This window comes from Kitasatospora sp. NPDC094028, from assembly GCF_049543595.1.
Taxonomy (GTDB): Bacteria; Actinomycetota; Actinomycetes; order Streptomycetales; family Streptomycetaceae; genus Kitasatospora.
The window spans coordinates 1-1,362 of the sequence record NZ_JBMVFA010000100.1 but is presented as its reverse complement, the minus strand read 5'-3'; the positions used below and the strand labels follow the sequence as shown (position 1 = coordinate 1,362).

Here is a 1,362-nt window from a genome sequence, read left to right as displayed (position 1 = left end):
ATCCCCGGCGTCGATCGGGGAGGTCGTCGTGCTGGTGACGGTGGGAACGGCCGGGGAGGCAGTCACACGGCCGGCGGTCGGGCCGCTGCCGGCGGCCGCCGAGGCGCCGGCCGAGCCGGCCTCGTGGGCCGTGGCGTTGGGCGTACCGGACGGCTTGCCGTGGGCCGTGGGAGTGGCCGTGGGAGTGCCGGTTGCGGCGGTGGCCATTCCCCCCGCCGTCGCGATGGCTGCGGCGGCGGCGGTGGCGGCGATGAGCACGATCGGGCGGATGCGCATGAATCCGTGTCTCTTCCGGCGGGCGTCCGGTTGACGCCAGCACCCCTGTACGCCTCCCCACGCCCGGCAGGTCGCACCCCGCACACGTGATCCAGGTCATAGGCCCTCGGCGCAACCCCGGGGCCGCGCTCGCGCGTACAGGGCGGGAGGCTCCGCCCCGGACGCCCGGCTCCACCGCCGCGGGCGGGGCGTGCTTCCTCGTGCATCGACTGTGCCGCGACCTGACGGACAGCCCCGGAAGAGAGGCCCTTGATGACGCCACAGGAGTTCGACGCGTTCTACGCGGCGTCCTTCTCCCGCCTGACCGGGCAGCTCTACGCGCTGACCGGCAACTGGTCCGAAGCACAGGACGTGGTCCAGGAGGCCTTCATCCGCGCGTGGGACCGTAGGAGCACCTTCGACCCGGGCGAAGCCCCGGAGGCATGGATCCGGACCACGGCCCGGCGGCTGGCCCACTCCCGCTGGCGGCGTCTCGCCCGGGGCCTGCACTGGCAGGGCGCCACCTCCGCCGGGAACCACCCACCGTCGAGCCGCCCGCCGAGGAGCACCTGATGCTGGTCACCGCGCTCCGCGACCTGCCTGCGGCTCAGCGAGACGCCCTGGTCCTGCACCACATGTGCGATCTCTCCGTCGAGCAGGTCGCGGCCGAGACCGGCGCCGGCGTCAGCGCCGTCAAGAGCCGCCTCGCCCGCGGCCGGACCGCGCTCGCGGCCAGACTCGCTGACCACACCCCGACCGGCGAAGAAGGAAAGCTCCGTGTCTGACCCCATCCACGACGCCCTCGCCGACCGGCTGCGGCTGCTCGGCACGCAGCTGCCCGCACCGACCCTGCCCGCTGCGGAGATCCGCCGACGCGCCGACCGGCGCCGTCACCGCCGGCACGCCCTGGGCGCGACCGCGGCCTGCACCGCAGCAGTCCTGTGCCTGGCTCTCCCGTCCGTGCTGCACTCACCGGAACCACAGCCCTCACCGGGACCACAACAAGGAGCAGCCACCACGGACGCCCCCTCCGTGCCGGCTTCGCCCCAGCCCCCGGCCGTTCCCACCGTCACCAGCACGACGACCTCCCCGATCGACGCCGGGGAC

At 74.5% G+C, this 1,362-nt stretch carries 3 pseudogenes; 2 read left to right on the top strand and 1 reads right to left on the bottom strand.

Annotated elements, in window-relative coordinates:
• Positions 1-276, bottom strand: a pseudogene (locus tag ACPC54_RS42050) (hypothetical protein); the annotation flags it as partial.
• A gap of 252 nt (positions 277-528) precedes the next feature.
• Between ACPC54_RS42050 and ACPC54_RS42045 the strand changes: the two are divergent.
• Together ACPC54_RS42045 and ACPC54_RS42040 are read left to right on the top strand one after the other, a co-directional pair.
• Positions 529-1,040, top strand: a pseudogene (locus ACPC54_RS42045) (SigE family RNA polymerase sigma factor).
• Positions 1,033-1,362 (top strand): annotated as a pseudogene (locus ACPC54_RS42040) (hypothetical protein); the annotation flags it as partial. The pseudogenes ACPC54_RS42045 and ACPC54_RS42040, both read left to right, overlap by 8 nt.